Origin of the sequence: Dyadobacter sp. Leaf189, from assembly GCF_001424405.1 — a bacterium.
Lineage (GTDB): Bacteria > Bacteroidota > Bacteroidia > Cytophagales > Spirosomataceae > Dyadobacter.
Genome location: NZ_LMPS01000001.1, coordinates 36,463 through 53,496 on the forward strand (window position 1 = coordinate 36,463; position 17,034 = coordinate 53,496).

Sequence of the window (17,034 nt, forward strand, 5' to 3'; positions counted from 1 at the left end):
ATCAATCTTCCGGCTTAAACGAGCGATCAAAAAAAGCATTATGTACAGTAATGCCGTCTTCCAGCAAAACAAGGCGCAAAAATTTTTGGTTCTCCTCAATCTTGGCCCATCTGCGAATGCGACCGTCAGCTTGAATATCTTCTTTCAGTGGAAAATGGAAAGCTTGTTCAATCCACTCCATTCTGATATCCTTTCTGTCCGGTCGTTCTCTTGTAAATAAAAAGTAGTGTGTGAATTTCATTATGATTTTTAGGTTTAACTAAAAACCCCTTTCAACTGCTCCACACTTGGGAAGTCAGGTGTTACCAGTTCTGTTTCCGGTTTATAAATGTACGCCATCGGGTAGCCGCGCTCGATGAATGTAGGTTCGTCGAGATTGTTGTACCGCAGCTGAACAGACCAGCGAATGTTGTTAGTAATGTTATTTCCTGATTGGTGGATCAAAAACGCAGAGAAAATCAAGATATCACCTACTTTGAACTCAGTCTGGACAAAATCCTCGTCTTTCAACTCGGCAGTAATTCCGCCTTGGTAACCGGAAGTTGAAGATGCTCTCAGACCGGTTGTGTGGCTGCCTGGAATCACCTGCAATGCACCGATATCCGCGCCGGCGTCAACCATCGGGAACCAGATTACAGTACTGTCCAGAGATCCCTGACCTGTGCGCCAGTCCTGATGCGCATCCAGTTTCCAGTGCTTGCTACCATCTTTTGACAAAAACCGGCTGTTAAACTGCATTGCAGCACGTGCGCCGATGATTGGATTAGACAAACCAACTTCTTTCAAAAGGTTTTCGATCAAAGGATCAACACCAAGGCGATGCAGCGAAAATGTATGCTGTACCGTTTTGCCTGTGTTAACAAATGCATTGAAATCTTTCTCAAAAAATTCAAACATCGCGTTCTCAAATCCATCACGATCGTCTATATCGACCGACCTGCCGGTAACATGCTTGATCTGCGTCGCAAAGATTTTCCGCGCGTCTGTATATATTGTATTGATAATGTCTTTGTCGAGGTAATCTCTTAAAAGCACATAACCGTCTCTGTTGAACTGTTCTTGAAGTGTACTCATTTTCTGATTGCTTGTGTGAAGTTTAAGTAATAATGATCGCTCAAAATTATTATTCTTTTGGCAATGCAGAAGTGACTTAGATCAGTCTTTTTCAGGAGATTAATCCTCCCAGACCGCATAAGCAAATCCCGCCGCACCAAAGCCGTTTCCATTATACAGCAGGTAACGTTTGCCGTTGTGCTGGTAAAAATTGGCGTAATCGATCATCTGATAATCGAAATCCTCCGGATTGTCTGATTTCGCAATTCCTACCAGATGGTCTTTCCGCTCCCAGGTTGTTCCGTCGGCAGATTCTGCATAGCCCAGCCGGTAACTCTGATTACGATCCGTGCGGTAATCCCGGGAATGACGGTATGAGTAATACATTTTGTAAATACCATCTTCCTTGAAAACGCTCGGCCGACCTACCGCGTGCAGAAAATCATCAAAATCAAGCGTTGGAATGTCGCTGATTTCCCAGTGAATACCGTCTTTGGAAGTAGCAGATTGGGCGCGGTAGTAAGGTTCAGGGTAACCGTGGATCCATTCGCACTTGTGCCCGGAAATGTACCACATCCGCCAGGTACCATCGTCGTCGATCATGACCGAAGGCTGGGCAGCCCACAACGGGTTTTGAATGCTGCGATCCATAATAGGGCCGACAAACTTCTTCTTGAAAGTCAAACCACCATCGTGACTCTCTGCAAGTCCCATTGAAAGCCGGTAAGAATTATGCGTGCGGTTCCAGCCCGTGTAGTAAAGCCAGATATCGCCATTCGGGCGGTCTACAAACCATGCGGGCATTGCGCCGGTTTCGTCGTATTCCCCCGGTCCGCCGAGTTCCAGAATGGGCTTATCGTGAACGTACAGGATCTTTTTGGGATCGTCGTAATCCACATCTATAAAAGTCGGCCGCGATTGTGTACTTGCATCGCGGGTCGAAAAGTAAATGCGAAGAAAGTCTTTGTGTTTATATGCAAATGGAACCTGTGCGTGCGACAAACTATGTGGCATGCTCGCGTCAGGTTTGTAAATAACTCCTTTTTTAACCCACATGGAATGCTTAATATTCTTGGTGTGTAATATTTAAAATGAAAGAAGTGAAAATCAGTCCACTGCCTTTTCAGCTCTGATCCGCCAGTTATCGACGAAATCTTTGCCGGGAATCGGAAGGTCTATATCTACTTCCGGTGCAGTTGCGGTCACTTTGAATTCCATTACATAAAATGCATTGCCAAAAACATAATGCAGCTTGAAATTCTCAATGTTGGCAGGAAGGTCTTCCAGCGGTACCTCAGCCCTGAAAAGCGGATTTGCTTTAAGGAGCGTCGCATAAGTCGGGGTGTTTCTCAGCCAGGGAGCAATGCTTTCGTCGCCGACTACTACTTTTCCGCCCGGCCTTACTACGCGGGTCAGTTCCTCGAAAGCCTTTTTTCTCTCGGAGAATGTATTGATGCCGCCAAAGTGAAAAACAGCATCGAAGGTATTGTCAGGAAAAGGAAGGTAAGAGCCGTTTCCAAGAAAGTAATGCGCGTTTACGTCTTCTGTATTAAGTTTCTCCTGTGCCAGTTTCAACATATTCGGAGAAAGGTCGGACAACACAGCAGTTCCGCCCGGACGGACCCTGTCAAGAATCAATGCGGAATCTTTGCCTGTTCCTGCGCCCACTTCCAGCGCTTTCATGCCCGGCTTCAATTCCATTAAATCAATGAAGAATTTTCTGGTAGCAGCCTCGTCAGAATGGTTTAAAGTTTCAAAAACCCACGAAACGCCCTTGTCATAGCGAAGAAATGCCTGGTCGTAAAGGTATTGCTCGCGTGCATCCTCAGGAAGCAGTTCTTTGGGATATAGCATATTGACAATCCCGGTGTCGCCTACTTCGTACACTGTGCCGTCCTGGCTGGTCAATGTTTTCTGATCTTCTGATATGGTTAACGGGGTTCCTGTAAGCGGACAAACCAACGATTCTAAAAACTCCTTTTGATTCATTTCGTGCTGTGCTGATTAATTCATGTCTGGTCAAAATTACCCTTTTTCTTCATACAACGTTCAATGTTAACCGCCTTCTTACCAAAAGGAAGGGCAACAGAGTTGTCTTGCAGGATCAGCACCGCAATCTATTTATCCTTAACTTTGGACGATTTGTAACCAAATACCGTCATTAAAAAGTAAGATCCGCGTTCCTATGTCTCAGCTTCTGGAAAAAATCAAAACGCTTGCCAAAGAACAGTCAGCAGATATTATTGCTCATCGCCGGCACCTGCACAGCAATCCGGAATTGTCTTTTGAAGAGTTTAAAACGGCCAAGTACATTGCTGCCGAGCTGACTGCATTGGGCTTGCAGCCGGAAGAGGGAATAGCTGGTACAGGCGTGGTGGCAATTATAGAAGGAAGAAACCCGGAAAAAAAAGTAGTGGGCCTGCGCGCGGATATGGACGCGTTACCGATTTTTGAAGCGAATGAAGTACCTTATAAATCAACAGTCCCTGGGGTAATGCACGCCTGCGGCCACGATGTACATACATCTTCACTACTTGGCACCGCGCGGATTTTGAACCAGATCAGAGGTGATTTTGAAGGAACTGTAAAGCTTGTTTTCCAGCCTGCTGAGGAAAAAGCGCCAGGCGGAGCTTCGCTGATGATCAAAGAGGGAGTGCTTGAAAATCCGAAACCAGCCAGTATGGTCGGGCAGCACGTAGCTCCTAATATTCCCGTGGGTAAAATTGGTTTCAGGGAAGGAATGTATATGGCGAGTACCGATGAGCTGTATCTGACAGTAAAAGGAAAAGGCGGGCACGCTGCTGCGCCTCACCAGCTGATCGATCCCGTTTTAATGTCGTCGCATATCATCGTCGCATTGCAGCAGATCATCAGTCGCAACAGAAATCCGGCCAATCCTGCTGTATTGTCATTTGGCCGCTTTATCGCAGATGGTGTAACGAATGTTATACCTGACGAAGTAACTATCCAGGGAACGTGGCGCTGTATGGATGAAGAATGGCGTGAAGACGGATTGCGGAGAATGAAGAAAATGGCTGAAAACATCGCCGAAGCAATGGGTGGAAGCTGCAATTTTGAGATAGTGAAAGGGTATCCATTCCTTAAAAACCATCCCGAGCTTACCCGCCGCGTGCGCACTGCCGCTACGGGGTACGTGGGTGCCGAAAACGTGATTGATCTTGACCTATGGATGGCGGGAGAAGATTTTGCATTCTACTCACAGGTGGTCGATTCGTGCTTTTACCGGCTTGGTACACGCAATGAAGCGCGTGGAATCATTTCGGGTGTGCACACTCCGACTTTCGATATCGACGAAAGCGCATTGGAAATATCAACCGGACTAATGAGCTGGCTCGCGATTTCGGAGCTTAATGCTTGACAATGTACCTTTTGAAGTAGCTATTGATTTTGAGGCTGATCACTCCAAGGACAGCCTCTTTAAATATCCCTCTCGACATCTTGGAAGCGCCTTTAGTTCGGTCTGTAAAAATGATAGGTACCTCCACGATATCAAATCCATATTTCCAGGAATTGAATTTCATTTCAATCTGGAATGCGTAGCCGATGAACCTTATATTATCGAGATTGATCGCGCGCAGTACTTTCGCGGTATAGCAAATAAAGCCCGCAGTAGGGTCCATGATCTTCATTCCGGTGATCATTCTAACATAGGTACCTGCGAAGTACGACATTAATACCCTGTTAATTGGCCAGTTAACGACATTTACCCCTGTAATGTACCGCGATCCGATTGCTACATCGTGACCCTCCATTGCGCAAGCTTTGTATAGTTTGATCAGATCTTCCGGCGGGTGGGAGAAATCGGCGTCCATCTCGAAAATGTATTCGTACCCTTTTTCGAGTGCCCATTTAAAGCCGTGAATGTATGCAGTTCCCAATCCAAGCTTGCCTTTGCGCTCTACCATATGCAGGCCCGCAAATTCATTCATTAATTTCTTAACCACATCAGCAGTACCGTCCGGTGAACCGTCGTCAATGATCAGCAGGTCAAAAGGATGCCCGAGGCTGAATACTTTCCGGATGATTGCTTCAACATTTTCAATCTCGTTGTAGGTTGGGATTACTACAATACAATTATTCACAGGATAGAGTTGTGTTTAGTTAAATGGGTGATTCACAGAAGAATAAAGACTCAGAGCTTAATATTGTTATTTTTCTCCCTAATCTCAATTTTCTTGTTCACTTTTTCGTAAATGCGTGTCATGAGCTGCGGGTGGGACATATAGTAAGTATAACTCTTGGAATATGTCAGCGTATCCACCTTGTGTCTCTTCCATATGTCGGCCTTCAGGTGGTTAAAGATCATCAGGGAAGAATCCAGCGAGCGGAGGTTGAGGCGGTTCACCCGCGACTCGGCTACATGAATGTCGGTGAGGATAGCGGCCATCTTTTCTTCCGACAATGTATTTTGCGGTGGTTTCTCCTCCTCGGAGCAGCCGCACAGCATTAGGACAAACAATATGAAAGAAGCGAACCGCATTGGTATATTCATGGCTAAAAGCAGCATCACTATCAAAATTCCTATCTTTGTTTAGATAGGACTGGTGACAAAGGTGATAATTTTTTTGCAAAACTTATGTTTGAACAGTTTTTGGGAAAGCTGCGGAAATATGAAATCCGCATGCGCAAAGCTGTAACCAGCGAGCGTCACGGCAACTTTCACTCCGTTTTTAAAGGCTCCGGTCTGGAATTCGATGACCTGCGGTTGTACCAGTACGGCGACGACGTGCGGGCGATCGATTGGAACACATCGGCAAAAGGCCACGGAACATTTATCAAGATATTTAAGGAAGATAAAGAGCAAACAGCCTTTTTCATGCTCGACGTAAGTGCGTCGCAGCACGTGGGAGAGGCAAAGAGGCTTAAAATAGATATTGCGAAGGAGATATGCGGGGTTTTGGCATTGTCGGCGATACAGGAAGCAACGCGCGTGGGCCTGCTTTGTTTTTCTGATCGTAACGAAAGGTATATCCGCCCTTCCGATGGAATGAAGCACGGGTACACGGTGATCTCCGAGCTTTACAAACTGGTGCCTGAATCTACCAGGACCAACATTGGTGAAGCGATCCTGGTTACGCTGAATGTTCTTAAAAGGCGCAGCCTGATCTTTCTGATTTCCGATTTTATCGACAGCAATTACCACCATAACCTCAAAGCACTTGCCCGAAAGCACGATCTGATCGTAATCCATTTATACGATTCACGTGAAATCAATCTGCCTGGGTTAGGCATTATCCCATTGTATGATGCAGAAACGCAAAGTACAGTTTGGGTAAACACATCTTCGAAACAATACCGGGAAGATATGTCAAGCCGCTTTGATCAGAGAAGTTCGGAGTTGAGGAGACTGTGTCACCAGAACCGCGCCGACTATATCTCCATTAACACACAGGAAGATTATGTACCTGCGCTTATCCATATGTTTAAAGTAAGGCGTTATACCAAAAGCAGTGCGTCGCAGTAATCGAATGGGAAGAGTGTTTTCTTTATTTTTTTTAAAAAAGATGAGCAGCAGTTTATTGCTGATCCTCTTTTTATATGCCAACGCATCGGCGCAGAAAATAAAACCTTCCGGCGTTTTCCTGACAGACAGCATTGAAGTAGGAAAGCCCGTTTATTTTGCGCTAAGTGTGCGTCACAAGCCAGGTACCGAAATTTTCTTCCCTGATTCATCGTACAACTTCTCACCATTTGAAATCATATCGAAGAAGATTTTCGTATCCAACACAGACGAAAAAGGAACCCTCGACAGCTCGGTTTACCAGCTGATATCTTTCGACGTAACACCTAAGCAAACACTCCGCCTTCCGGTTTTTGTGTTCGGGAGCAAAGACTGCACTTCTGTTTTCACAACTCCTGATTCCGTATTCCTGATCAGCAGCAATTTGGTTAAATCGACTGAAAAGCCGCTTCTAAGGCCGGAAACCGACCTGCTCCCATTGAGCAGCCAGTTCAACTTCTCCATTCTGATTGGTACTGTCGCGCTGGTTATTGGCGTCTCGGGTAGCATTTACTGGGTTTTTGGACAGGATATTTACAAGCAGTGGCAGCTGATCAAGTTGCAGAGGCGGCATTTGGAATACGTAAGGTCATTCAACAGGCTAATGCGCAATGCTCGGGAAAAAAACAATATCAAGGATGCGGAGAAAGCGATAATCGTTTGGAAAAACTATCTTGAAAGATTGGAGAAAAAGCCTTTTGCAACTTATACAACCCGCGAAATAATGGATAATATGCCCGATGATGCACTTGCCGACGCATTGAGGAACATGGACGGAATTGTGTATGGGGGCCAGGGTAAGTCCAAAAATATGGAGGTATACCTGGAAGTTTTAAAAACAGGTGCGACGCGTCTTTATCGTAGTAAAAGGAAATTTATACTGGATAGTCCCGTCAGCTGATCAAAAAATGGATGCATGGTTATCGCTTCGCTGGTTTACTTACGACATGTTCAAGTCGTACGAGTGGGTGTATCCCTACTTTTTGTATCTGATCCCATTCATTCCGATCCTTTTCTGGCTACGGAATGCATTGCATCGAAATCACAAACAGCGGCTTACGATCACCTACACACCGGTAAGCGGCCCTGCTAATTTGCTGACATTACTGCGCTTTGTGCAGCCACTTTGCGTGGGGCTCGCAGTTGCTTTCATTTTCATAGCCCTCGCGCGCCCGCAGGTTGTTACGGAGCGTACAGATCAGTATTCAGAAGGAATTGATATCATGCTCCTGCTGGATATTTCCGATTCAATGATGGAAAAAGATCTTAATCCAAACCGTCTGGAAGCGGCCAAGAAGGTAGCGCGCAACTTCATCAAAGGCAGGTTACAGGACCGGATTGGGCTCATCATATTTGCAGGAGAGGCTGTTTCCCTTTGTCCGCTCACGACCGACTATGAACTTCTCTATGGTTTTCTGGATGAAATAAGTCCTAAAATGATCCCCACAGCCGGAACCGCGATCGGCAGTGCTTTGGCGGTGGCAGTAAACAGGATGCGGGAAATGCCAGGTGAAAGTAAGGTGGCGATCCTGATCAGTGACGGCGATAATACTTCCGGAAACCTCGATCCGACCACTTCTGCCCAGCTTGCCAATGCGTTTGGCGTAAAAGTGTACACGATTTCAGTAGGCCGGCTGAAAAAGGCGCCACGCTCGGACAGCACCGCGAGCACTGCATTAATCGATGAAGGACAGCTTCAAAATATTGCAGGTTTGGGTAACGGGAAGTATTTTCGTGCTACGGACAATTCGGGACTGGAAACGGTGTTTAAACAGATAGACCAGCTCGAAAAAGTCAAATCGCGTGATATGCTGTCGCGGGATGTCAAGGATTTTTACAGAATATATCTTTATTGGGCAGTGCTTTTCCTGCTTGTAGCTATCGGTACCAAAAGCACATTCATGGCCAATATCCTCGAAGATTAATGCTTAAGCCTTTTTACAATATAGAAGCGATCGAAGCCGGCCTGGATGAGGTGGGAAGAGGCTGCCTGGCCGGACCGGTGGTTGCGGCTGCGGTTATCCTGCCGCGTGACTACAAACATTCATTTCTCAACGATTCCAAGCAGTTGACCAAAATACAGCGGCTGGAACTTGAAAAGGAAATAGTGAGAGAAGCGCTGGCCTGGGCTGTGGCGGAAGTAGATAATCTTGAAATTGATAAGATCAATATCCTGAAAGCGAGCTTCCTGGCAATGCACCGTGCGGTCGATAAGCTGACAATGAAGCCGGAACATTTGCTGGTCGACGGGAACAGGTTTACACCTTATCCGATGATCCCGCACACCTGCATTATCAAGGGTGACGCGCATTATCTATCCATTGCAGCGGCTTCAATCCTGGCCAAGAATTACAGGGATGCATTAATGGAAAATCTGGCTGCACAATTTCCATTCTACGGCTGGGAACATAACGTAGGTTACCCTACCATTCACCACCGAAAGGCGATCGGCTTACACGGGCCTTGCGCTTACCATAGAATGACATTCCGGTTATTGAAAGAAGACGCGGATCAGTCGGTGGAAGTCGAAACGGAAGATTTGGGTTTTTTATAAAGCGGGACGGTACTGCAAGGTTCGCCAAACATCAGACTTTGTACCACAGGTTTTAGAAGTCGGCTGATTTCCACGTAGGCACTTACCGGCACTTCTACTTTGCTGCATCCTTTTACCACTACTCTTTTGCCTGTAAAAGAATCAATGTCAATCTTTTGAATGGCATTATTGAAAAGCGTAGCCTCCAACGCAGCCAGGTCTCCGAAAACGATGGTTTGAGCGTGCGGTTCAAGATGGACAGCGAGCAGCATATATGCCCAGGTAGGTACAATCGCGTCTTCCGAACAGATAATTGCTACGTGCTTGCCTGCATACTGAGACCAGTCATGTGCTTTCAGGAACTCACGGAAATCCTTTTCCCGCAAAATCATTCCCTGCCACAAATTATCTTTGATATCATACAGGATACGTTCTCCCGGCTGGTGTAATTCTTCCAGGTCCAGTGAAACAATCCCACTTGTTGCTACGCGGTTTACGATCTCTTCGGCTTCCATTTCGGTTTGTATTTTGATAAAAAACCAACACGAAAAAGTTTGAGTTCGTTTAAGCGTATTGTAAAAAGCGGTTAAGCGAGCGTTTTGGATTTTCTTGGGGCAGGTGACATGAAGTCTTTTAGGTAATAAGGCTCGAATGCGGCCACATCTTCAAACTTCCCTGCATTGTAAGCATCCACAGCCAGCAATGCTACGGTTTTGGAAGAAGGATAAATATCTGCGGAAGGAAACAATGCATTTGGCTGGTCAGCAACAAGCGATTTGAACTTGGCTGAACCGTCGCCGAAGAAGACCATTTTATTTGTTCGCAAAAGATCTTCGAAGGAGTTTTCTGTCAGGATAGTGGCTTGTGTTGGAAGTACAGTTGCATTTTGCGCATCGAAAACGGCTGCGTAAACTTCCATTCTCCGTGCATCGATCATCGGGCAAAGTAAATGACCGGGATAAAATGGAGCAAGCTGCAATGCCATTGCTTCAAGCGTGTTAATAGCTAGCAAGGGTTTTTCCAGTGCATAACAAAGCCCCTTTGCTGTTGAAACGCCCACGCGAAGACCAGTGTAAGAGCCTGGCCCCATTGCAACTGCCACTGCATTCAGGTCACTTAACATATACCCTGCATTTTCAACACAGCTGGCGATGAGTGTAGTGAGCATGCCCGAAGAGGATTTATCAGTAAAAAGCTCGTAAACTGAAACAATTCCGGTTTCATTGGTAAGTGACACGGAACAGCCGCGCGTAGAAGTATCAATAGCTAGGATAAGCATAAACGATAAGCCCGTCGGTGTGACGGGCTGAAAGTGACTATTTCTTTTTAAGAATTTCGTTGTACCGTGCAGGCTCTTTGAAGAGGGCCAATGCGGCTTTTACCTCAGTATCATTATTGAAAGAAGCTTCCCGCGTTCCTTTTTCAAGGTAATAATGCTTGATAATCTCTTCTTCCAGAATTCTCTTGATTTCCGGCTTGAATATCTGCAGATCGTTGTCTTTACTGTGCCCAAGCTTCGACTTCAATGCTTTTAACTGATCCTCAATCACTTCAAGCGATTTTTCCTTTTTAGCCGAAGCTTCCAGCTCACTTAGCTCGCGTTCCACTTGAGTGGTGTAATCATATTCTTTGTCGCCCAGCCATTTTACGAAGGCCGCATAATCCGCATCAGAAAGCTGGAATTCTTTGGCTGGCTTAATGGTAGGGTGCTCGAAATGATATTTTACTGCGTAATCAAAGAACAACCGGTTGCGGCCCAGTGAAGTAGCCAGCGGTGAATAGGTTTCCTTCTCTGTCAGGATATCAGGCAAAATACCGCCACCGTCAAAAACAGCCCTGCCGTTTTTGGTTTTAAACTCGGTCATCAACGAATCCGGGATCTTGCCTACACTGCCGTCGTCATTCCGGTGACTATAATCAATAGCCTGAATGCACCTGCCGCTCGGAATGTAATATTTGGCAGTCGTGATCTTCATTTTGGTGTTAAAGGAAAGGTCGCGCGTAGTTTGTACCAGCCCTTTTCCATAAGTCCTTTGTCCGATCAAAACGCCTCTGTCGTAATCCTGAATTACCCCCGAAACGATTTCAGCAGCGGAGGCACTTCGGTTGTTTGTTAAAACTACGACCGGAATATCTGTGTCAAGTGCGGGATTGTATGCGGTATAAGTTTTATTCCAATCGTTTACCTTTCCTTTTGTCGAAACGATCTCTTCGCCTTTTGCGATGAAAATATTGGAGATCTCAATCGCCATATTCAGCAAACCACCCGGATTGTCGCGCAGATCGAGCACGACGTACTTCATGCCTTTTCCTTTGAGTTCCTGAAATGCATTGCGCACCTCGCGGGAAGCAGTTGCAGTAAAATCTTTCAGGTCAATGTAGCCCACATTCTCATTCAGCATTCCGTAATAAGGTACATTGGTAACTTTTACAATGTCGCGGTTCAGGCTGATTTCCAAAGGTTTGGTGATACCATACCGTTTTACAGTCAGCGTCACATTAGTTTGCGACTGTCCTTTCAGCAACTTTCCGGTATCGAAATCCTCTCTCGTAGACAGATCAATGCCATTGATCTTGGTGATTTCGTCACCTAGTTGAAGTCCGGCTTTTTGCGCGGGGGTATCTTCATATACCATCATCACAGTATGCTTTCCATCCTCCGAATTCACAATCGCACCGATACCATTGTATTTGCCGGTGGTCATTGTCATGTAATCCTCGATATCATCTTCCGCATAATACACGGTGTAAGGATCCAGCGAGCGGAGCATATTGTCTATGCTGGTCTTGATCAACTGATTAGGATTGATTTCGTCAACATAATATGCATTAAGTTCCTTGAAAAGAGTTGCATAAATGTCAAGGTTGCGCGCTATTTCGAACAGGCGGTCGTCTTGCCGGAAAGATACAAATGCGAGACCGCCAACTACGGGCAAAGCCAGCAACATGGAGCGGAAATACTTTTTCATCTATGTTCAGGAATTAGGATGGACTTTTGGATGAGGCCGGCAACTTTTCCAGTTTGGTGAGCGATTGCTTCATAGCCGATTCAATAACGTCGTAGGACACTATTTCTTTTGCAAGATATAAAAAAGCGATGTAGGAAGGTCTTGATTCAGTGGTTAATGTAACCAGTGAATGCTTATTAAGACGGTAAGCTTCGCGGCAGCGCCGCCGGATCAGATTTCTGTCGACAGCCTTCTTGAAATTTCTTTTCGAGACAGAAAAGAGTACTTGCGGGGGGGACAGGGGGGCATTAATATACAGCACCCTAAAAGGAAAAAGGTAGAACGTGTGGACCTCCGAACTACCCTTTTTGAAAAGCCTGCCGATTATACGGGGGCTGCATAAACGCTCATTTTTACCAAATGTTTGTTTCAAGTCTTCTAATAAAAAAATGTCTGATAAACTTGATGATGGTCAAATTTATCAGACTATGAAAGACTTTGCTTCCCGGATTTACATCCTGGATTATCGCCCTAAACTCAGACCAATCAAACCCTGATTATTGCTTGTGGCGTTTTTCGTCAGAAACAGTCAGTTTCCAACGGCCTTTTTTACGACGGCCAGCAATCACTTTACGCCCGTTTGCCGTGGACATTCTTTCACGGAATCCGTGCTTATTTCTCCTCTTGCGATTCGATGGTTGAAAGGTACGTTTCATCTCAGTATCAAATTATTGCGATATAAATGTCTGTCTATCCCTAATTTTGGCTTGCAAAGGTAGAAAAAAAATTATTTATAGAAAAACTTTTTCTTAAAATACCATTCTGCACAGCCATTGTTAACTTCTACTGATGCCCAGGCTGGATCCCAGTCCGGCGTTACATTGAGGATTGTGTAGGGCATGTTCTTCAATTTTGGAACTGTTACCTGCTGCTCTTTTGTGCTCAATACCAGCTCGGTACGGGCGATCATTTCTTTGTTGTAACGGGCGGCACGGCCAGTCAGCAAGTCCGACCAGGCAGACCGGTAATTAAAATTGCTCAGGTACAAGCTGAAAAAGTAAAAAGCGACCACCCAGCTCAACACACCCAGGCTCAAAATGGGCCTGATGCGCTCTTTTTCCAATAACCAGAATATGATTACGAATACATTGAATGTCCATCCAATCAGCGTCCAAAAGTTGATCACACATTGTCCTCGAAGGTTAGGAGGCTCAGCGATAGACCAGTAAGAAGGAAAGTAGCTCAGGTAAAGCGCTATTGCAAAAACCAGCAATGAGAATGCGGGATGTACAAAGAAAAAGCCGAATTCGCCGGGCTTTCTCGAAGTATACAGTATGCAGGCAATCGGGATCAGGACAAGTGTCAGCACACACAAAGCAGGTGCCATTTTCGACAGATTATGAAATTCCCAGGTGAAACTGCTTTTCAGGGAAAAAAGCAAATTGTACTTCAATGGAGTGGGATAAAGTCCCGACTCTGCCCTGGCTGCATTGCCCGGTGCTGTCACAGACAATACGCCAAAAACCAGTGCGACCAGAGAGAGTACCAGAAATTTGAAATGTAATTTTTTATCAATAATACTCTTGAAAAAGAATAAAGAGCCGCACAGAATCACCAACCACACTAGTGTGTATTCATTCATTCCGATCAGTAAAATAAGACCAAGCGACAGCACTATGATATTTTGCGCAGTAATGGCCGGGTAATGCCGGAAGAAGTATGCCAAAAGGTAAAGCGTACTAATATCGGCAACCGTGTAATAGTAGCCGGTATACCAGTAAATGTAACCCGCAACGGAAGGCATTTCTGCGATAAAAACAAACAGCATTAAGAATGCGAGCAGGGCAGTCTGCCAGGTTGGCAATTTATTGGCCGATAATGCTTTGGCAAAGGTGATAAAGGCATGCACATAGATCAGAAGCAGAATGGCAGGGGCGACTTTGTAGCCAAAATAGGAACCATATGTAAGCGGCTGCGTGGCTGAAATGAGCGTTCCGATGTAACGTCCCGACCAGGTAAGCCAGTAATGTTTTTGGTATGCCCAGTAACCCATGTCATTGACTGTCAGCGTATGACAATAATCGTCTGTCGTGGGGAAAGTGAAAAAGGATAATGCTACGAATGGAAGGAGGAGAATTGTAAACGCGAAAATCAGCAGCTTCACACGATTGTCAGCGCTTTTAAGCCACGTAGAATTAGTCATAGATAAACATTTCTGATGGATGTCAAACCGGAGGTTCAAACATAAGATTTTTCTTGGGAAGAATCGCAAACTGCTCAGTCGGGCTATTTTCCGGGCAATAAAAAAGGCCACTAACTTGTGATTAGTGGCCTTCGATGTAGCGGGAGCTGGACTCGAACCAGCGACCTTTGGGTTATGAGCCCAACGAGCTACCAACTGCTCCATCCCGCGGCGTTGAATTGGAGTGCAAACATACGGCATTATTTTGAATATGCCAGTTTTTTGCAAAAAAAATTAAGACAACTTTTACAGACTTACCACGTAATACTACGCCCTAACGCGCGGTTTGCTGCCCGGAAAACCGTAGGTTTGCATAATAATTGGAGGCAGCACCCTAATTATCAGCGATTTCGAAAATTGAGGCGGCTGCATTCCTTTTTAAATAGTGAATACCAAAAAATTTATGGAAGAAGAAGAAAAAGAAGCTCCCCTGCGAAACCATCGTGCGGGCTTTGTCAGCATTATCGGTAAACCGAATGTTGGTAAATCCACGCTGATGAATGTATTGGTGGGTGAGAAAATGTCAATTATTACCTCCAAAGCGCAAACAACCAGACACCGTATATTAGGGATACTTAACGGAACACACGAAAATATTCCGTTCCAACTCGTGTATTCCGATACGCCGGGCGTGATCAAGCCTGCCTATAAGCTGCATGATTCGATGATGACTTTTGTAAAAGGGTCTCTGGAAGATGCCGATGTGGTTTTGTTTGTGGTGGAAGTAGGAGAGAAGGTGGCCGAACACGAGGTACTGCCGCTTCTGAACCGCACCGACTCGCCTGTGATCCTCGTTTTGAATAAAATTGACCTGTCGGATCAGGAACAGGTGAATGCAAGAATGGCGGAATGGGAAAATGAGATCCACCCTGCGGCTATCATCCCGATCTCGGCTTTGGAAAATGCTAACATAGGAACATTGTTCGATGCCGTAATTACACGCCTGCCCTTTCATCCGCCCTATTTCGAAGAAGACGAACTAACAGACAAGCCCGAGCGTTTCTTTGCTTCCGAAATGATCCGCGAGAAAATATTTCTGAATTATCGCCAGGAAATTCCATACAGCTCCGAAGTAGTAATCACAGAATTCAAGGAAAAAGACGATATCATCGTAATACGTGCCGAAATTCTGGTCGAGCGCAAAAGCCAGAAAGGGATTTTAATTGGTGAAAAAGGTGAAATGCTGAAAAGAGTAGGTACTCAGGCCAGGAAGGATCTGGAAGAGTTTTTTGGCAAAAAAGTCTTTCTTGAACAACACGTAAAAGTAGAACCCGATTGGAGAAGCAAGGAAAATAAGCTCCGCCAGTTCGGTTATGAAGATTAATAAATAAATGAATGAAAAACGGTATGAACAATGCCGTTTGGACCAGATCAAACAAGTAAAATGGCAAATATTATTTCGATAGTAGGACGACCGAATGTAGGTAAGTCTACATTATTCAACCGCCTTACAGAGAGCCGCAAGGCAATTATGGACAACCAGAGCGGCGTGACGCGCGACCGGCATTATGGTTATGGAGAATGGACAGATCAGTATTTTACAGTAATCGATACCGGCGGATATGTAGTTGGTTCAGAAGATATATTTGAAGGTGCGATCCGCGACCAGGTGGAGCTGGCAATTGAAGAATCAAGTGTAGTACTGTTTATGGTTGATACCATGACCGGCCTGACAGATCTTGACAAAGACTTTGCAAACGTACTTAGGCGGTTTAACAAGCCTGTTTACCTGGTAGCTAACAAAGCGGAAACGCAGGAACGTTACCAATCTGCTGCTGAATTTTACGAGCTGGGTTTGGGAGACGAAATTTTCGCTATTTCTGCGCAGACCGGCTTCGGAACAGGTGAATTGCTCGATAAGGTAATTACGCATTTTGACACACAGGGAATAGAAAACCCGGAAGAAGGGATTCCCCGCATTGCAATCATGGGCCGCCCGAATGTAGGAAAGTCTTCGTTTTTGAATGTGCTGACAGGAACTGACAGGAGTATTGTTACCGATATCGCTGGTACAACCCGCGACGCGATCCATACGCATTACAATGCATTCGGAATGGAATTTATCCTGACGGACACCGCAGGTATCCGAAGAAAGTCACGCGTGAAAGAAGACATTGAATTCTATTCGACGCTGCGTTCCGTGAAGGCAATGGAAGAATCGGATGTTTGTATCGTGTTGCTTGATGCGACATTGGGCCTGGAAGGTCAGGATATGAATATCATCGGACAAGCCGACAAAGCCAAAAAGGGAATTGTGATCATGGTCAACAAATGGGACCTGGTTGAAAAAGATTCCAAAACAGCTGATGCCTATAAGAAAGCGTTGCTGGAAAAGCTGGCACCGATGAACTACATGCCGATCATCTTTGCTTCCGTTGTTGAAAAACAACGCATTCACCAGGTGATGGAGAAGGCAATGGAGGTTTATAAAAACAAAACCAAAAAGATCACAACCTCAAAACTGAATGAAGTAATGCAGGCTGAGATCGAGAAATATCCGCCGCCGGCACACAGAGGAAAGTATATCAATATCAAGTATATGATCCAGTTGCCGACACCTTCGCCCACATTCGTGTTTTTCAGCAGCAATCCCAAGCACGTTAAGGAGCCTTACCTGCGATATCTTGAAAACAGGATGCGTGAAAATTTCGATTTTTCGGGCGTGCCGATCACGATTTTCTTCCGCGAGAAGTAATACATCAGGTTTATAATTGAAGAAGCGCCGGCATTCACCAAT

The 17,034-nt window shown here is 45.4% G+C and carries 19 protein-coding genes and 1 tRNA gene; 7 read left to right on the forward strand and 13 right to left on the reverse strand.

Annotation, left to right across the window (positions count from 1 at the left end; genetic code table 11):
* Position 1 precedes the first annotated feature (1 nt).
* From ASG33_RS00175 to ASG33_RS00190, 4 genes are all read right to left on the reverse strand, one after another.
* Positions 2-181 (reverse strand): hypothetical protein, encoded by a 180-nt coding sequence (locus ASG33_RS00175; protein WP_229238515.1) that lies wholly within the window; start codon positions 179-181, stop codon positions 2-4.
* Positions 182-255: 74 nt separating this feature from the next.
* Entirely contained in the window at positions 256-1,074 is an 819-nt protein-coding gene (locus tag ASG33_RS00180) for a phytanoyl-CoA dioxygenase family protein (RefSeq protein WP_056279104.1), read from the reverse strand.
* Positions 1,075-1,173: 99 nt separating this feature from the next.
* Positions 1,174-2,109, reverse strand: a complete 936-nt coding sequence (locus ASG33_RS00185) for a hypothetical protein (RefSeq protein ID WP_056279106.1) — start codon at positions 2,107-2,109, stop codon at positions 1,174-1,176.
* 51 nt (positions 2,110-2,160) lie between these two features.
* Positions 2,161-3,042 (reverse strand): class I SAM-dependent methyltransferase, encoded by an 882-nt coding sequence (locus ASG33_RS00190; protein WP_056279109.1) that lies wholly within the window; start codon positions 3,040-3,042, stop codon positions 2,161-2,163.
* 196 nt (positions 3,043-3,238) lie between these two features.
* Between ASG33_RS00190 and ASG33_RS00195 the strand changes: the two genes are divergently transcribed.
* Positions 3,239-4,432, forward strand: coding sequence for a M20 family metallopeptidase (locus tag ASG33_RS00195; protein ID WP_056279110.1), 1,194 nt, complete (start codon positions 3,239-3,241; stop codon positions 4,430-4,432).
* Here ASG33_RS00195 and ASG33_RS00200 read toward each other — a convergent pair.
* Both ASG33_RS00200 and ASG33_RS00205 read right to left on the reverse strand, forming a co-directional pair.
* Positions 4,422-5,156: a polyprenol monophosphomannose synthase gene (locus tag ASG33_RS00200; protein WP_056279113.1), complete on the reverse strand. Its 735-nt coding sequence runs from the start codon at positions 5,154-5,156 to the stop codon at positions 4,422-4,424. The two genes, ASG33_RS00195 and ASG33_RS00200, sit on opposite strands and share 11 nt — an antisense overlap.
* Positions 5,157-5,206: 50 nt before the next feature.
* The gene (locus tag ASG33_RS00205) at positions 5,207-5,566 is read right to left on the reverse strand and encodes a DUF4296 domain-containing protein (protein ID WP_229238516.1); all 360 of its coding nucleotides are present in this window, start codon (positions 5,564-5,566) and stop codon (positions 5,207-5,209) included.
* A gap of 84 nt (positions 5,567-5,650) precedes the next feature.
* Between ASG33_RS00205 and ASG33_RS00210 the strand changes: the two genes are divergently transcribed.
* From ASG33_RS00210 to ASG33_RS00225, 4 genes are read left to right on the forward strand one after another with little or no spacing between them, the layout of a single operon-like run.
* Entirely contained in the window at positions 5,651-6,538 is an 888-nt protein-coding gene (locus tag ASG33_RS00210) for a DUF58 domain-containing protein (protein ID WP_031529678.1), read from the forward strand.
* Positions 6,539-6,578: 40 nt separating this feature from the next.
* Entirely contained in the window at positions 6,579-7,475 is an 897-nt protein-coding gene (locus ASG33_RS00215) for a hypothetical protein (RefSeq protein ID WP_082489045.1), read from the forward strand.
* A 7-nt stretch (positions 7,476-7,482) separates the two neighbouring features.
* On the forward strand, positions 7,483-8,499 hold the full coding sequence (locus tag ASG33_RS00220; RefSeq protein WP_056279119.1) for a VWA domain-containing protein: 1,017 nt from the start codon (positions 7,483-7,485) through the stop codon (positions 8,497-8,499).
* Positions 8,499-9,128, forward strand: a complete 630-nt coding sequence (locus ASG33_RS00225) for a ribonuclease HII (RefSeq protein ID WP_056279122.1) — start codon at positions 8,499-8,501, stop codon at positions 9,126-9,128. The genes ASG33_RS00220 and ASG33_RS00225 overlap by 1 nt, the downstream gene beginning before the upstream one ends.
* Here the strand turns inward: ASG33_RS00225 and ASG33_RS00230 are convergent.
* From ASG33_RS00230 to ASG33_RS00260, 7 genes are all read right to left on the reverse strand, one after another.
* Positions 9,086-9,622 (reverse strand): DUF2480 family protein, encoded by a 537-nt coding sequence (locus ASG33_RS00230; protein WP_056279125.1) that lies wholly within the window; start codon positions 9,620-9,622, stop codon positions 9,086-9,088. The two genes, ASG33_RS00225 and ASG33_RS00230, sit on opposite strands and share 43 nt — an antisense overlap.
* A gap of 71 nt (positions 9,623-9,693) precedes the next feature.
* On the reverse strand, positions 9,694-10,386 hold the full coding sequence (tsaB, locus tag ASG33_RS00235) for a tRNA (adenosine(37)-N6)-threonylcarbamoyltransferase complex dimerization subunit type 1 TsaB (RefSeq protein WP_056279128.1): 693 nt from the start codon (positions 10,384-10,386) through the stop codon (positions 9,694-9,696).
* 37 nt (positions 10,387-10,423) lie between these two features.
* Positions 10,424-12,076, reverse strand: coding sequence for a S41 family peptidase (locus ASG33_RS00240; RefSeq protein ID WP_056279130.1), 1,653 nt, complete (start codon positions 12,074-12,076; stop codon positions 10,424-10,426).
* Positions 12,077-12,089: 13 nt separating this feature from the next.
* A complete protein-coding gene (locus tag ASG33_RS25440; RefSeq protein ID WP_082489046.1) occupies positions 12,090-12,488 on the reverse strand; it encodes a ribonuclease P protein component in 399 nt (132 codons plus the stop codon).
* A 124-nt stretch (positions 12,489-12,612) separates the two neighbouring features.
* Positions 12,613-12,771, reverse strand: coding sequence for a 50S ribosomal protein L34 (rpmH, locus tag ASG33_RS00250; protein WP_035333740.1), 159 nt, complete (start codon positions 12,769-12,771; stop codon positions 12,613-12,615).
* Between the two features lie 71 nt (positions 12,772-12,842).
* Positions 12,843-14,258, reverse strand: coding sequence for a hypothetical protein (locus ASG33_RS00255; protein ID WP_056279133.1), 1,416 nt, complete (start codon positions 14,256-14,258; stop codon positions 12,843-12,845).
* A gap of 137 nt (positions 14,259-14,395) precedes the next feature.
* Positions 14,396-14,468: transfer RNA gene (locus ASG33_RS00260), tRNA-Met, on the reverse strand.
* A 232-nt stretch (positions 14,469-14,700) separates the two neighbouring features.
* Here ASG33_RS00260 and era point away from each other — a divergent pair.
* Positions 14,701-15,621 carry a GTPase Era gene (era, locus tag ASG33_RS00265; protein ID WP_056283043.1) on the forward strand — a complete coding sequence of 307 codons (921 nt, stop codon included), beginning with the start codon at positions 14,701-14,703 and terminating at the stop codon, positions 15,619-15,621.
* 60 nt (positions 15,622-15,681) lie between these two features.
* Entirely contained in the window at positions 15,682-16,992 is a 1,311-nt protein-coding gene (der, locus tag ASG33_RS00270) for a ribosome biogenesis GTPase Der (RefSeq protein WP_056279136.1), read from the forward strand.
* Positions 16,993-17,034 lie beyond the last annotated feature (42 nt).

Coding starts and splice junctions, on each gene's coding strand:
- era (WP_056283043.1), top strand. CDS start 14,701: ATGGAAGAAGAAGAAAAAGAAGCTCCCCTGCGAAACCATCGTGCGGGC.
- ASG33_RS00220 (WP_056279119.1), top strand. CDS start 7,483: ATGGATGCATGGTTATCGCTTCGCTGGTTTACTTACGACATGTTCAAG.
- ASG33_RS00195 (WP_056279110.1), top strand. CDS start 3,239: ATGTCTCAGCTTCTGGAAAAAATCAAAACGCTTGCCAAAGAACAGTCA.
- ASG33_RS00205 (WP_229238516.1), bottom strand. CDS start 5,566: ATGAATATACCAATGCGGTTCGCTTCTTTCATATTGTTTGTCCTAATG.
- ASG33_RS00255 (WP_056279133.1), bottom strand. CDS start 14,258: ATGACTAATTCTACGTGGCTTAAAAGCGCTGACAATCGTGTGAAGCTG.
- ASG33_RS00185 (WP_056279106.1), bottom strand. CDS start 2,109: ATGTGGGTTAAAAAAGGAGTTATTTACAAACCTGACGCGAGCATGCCA.
- ASG33_RS00210 (WP_031529678.1), top strand. CDS start 5,651: ATGTTTGAACAGTTTTTGGGAAAGCTGCGGAAATATGAAATCCGCATG.
- ASG33_RS00175 (WP_229238515.1), bottom strand. CDS start 181: ATGGAGTGGATTGAACAAGCTTTCCATTTTCCACTGAAAGAAGATATT.
- der (WP_056279136.1), top strand. CDS start 15,682: ATGGCAAATATTATTTCGATAGTAGGACGACCGAATGTAGGTAAGTCT.
- ASG33_RS00240 (WP_056279130.1), bottom strand. CDS start 12,076: ATGAAAAAGTATTTCCGCTCCATGTTGCTGGCTTTGCCCGTAGTTGGC.
- ASG33_RS00215 (WP_082489045.1), top strand. CDS start 6,579: ATGAGCAGCAGTTTATTGCTGATCCTCTTTTTATATGCCAACGCATCG.
- rpmH (WP_035333740.1), bottom strand. CDS start 12,771: ATGAAACGTACCTTTCAACCATCGAATCGCAAGAGGAGAAATAAGCAC.
- ASG33_RS00190 (WP_056279109.1), bottom strand. CDS start 3,042: ATGAATCAAAAGGAGTTTTTAGAATCGTTGGTTTGTCCGCTTACAGGA.
- ASG33_RS00225 (WP_056279122.1), top strand. CDS start 8,499: ATGCTTAAGCCTTTTTACAATATAGAAGCGATCGAAGCCGGCCTGGAT.
- tsaB (WP_056279128.1), bottom strand. CDS start 10,386: ATGCTTATCCTAGCTATTGATACTTCTACGCGCGGCTGTTCCGTGTCA.
- ASG33_RS00180 (WP_056279104.1), bottom strand. CDS start 1,074: ATGAGTACACTTCAAGAACAGTTCAACAGAGACGGTTATGTGCTTTTA.
- ASG33_RS00230 (WP_056279125.1), bottom strand. CDS start 9,622: ATGGAAGCCGAAGAGATCGTAAACCGCGTAGCAACAAGTGGGATTGTT.